This window comes from Peribacillus frigoritolerans (assembly GCF_030676415.1).
GTDB lineage: Bacteria > Bacillota > Bacilli > Bacillales > DSM-1321 > Peribacillus > Peribacillus frigoritolerans_A.
In genome coordinates this window covers 1-343 of record NZ_JAUUTW010000120.1, presented here as the reverse complement: position 1 = coordinate 343, position 343 = coordinate 1, and the positions used below count along the sequence as shown (strand labels likewise).

Genomic DNA, 343 nt, shown 5'->3' with positions numbered 1-343 from the left:
CACGAGCGTATCAAGGACGTCTTCAAGAAGAAATCAATCAAGATCGTGAAAACCATGGAAAAAAGCCTTTTCCACCAGATAAATTTGATAAAGAAGAGACCAAAGAGATTAAAGAAAGTACAACGGACCGCAACGGTTTTGTATTGGGAACGATTGTAACACCTGGAAATACACATGACAGTCAGATCTTAGAGCCACTAGTTGAACAAGTGATTAAGAAAGTTGGAAAACCGGAAGCCGTTGCCGCAGATGCAGCTTATAAAACACCAGCGATTACAAGCTACCTATTTAACAAAGAAATCATACCGGCTTTACCTTATACACGTCCTCGCACCAAAGAAGG

At 40.8% G+C, this 343-nt stretch carries 1 protein-coding gene; it reads left to right on the top strand.

Translation table 11 applies throughout. From position 1 onward, the window contains the following. Positions 1-343: transposase (locus tag Q8G36_RS28730; protein WP_305163157.1), on the top strand; the 343-nt coding region annotated here is incomplete at both ends.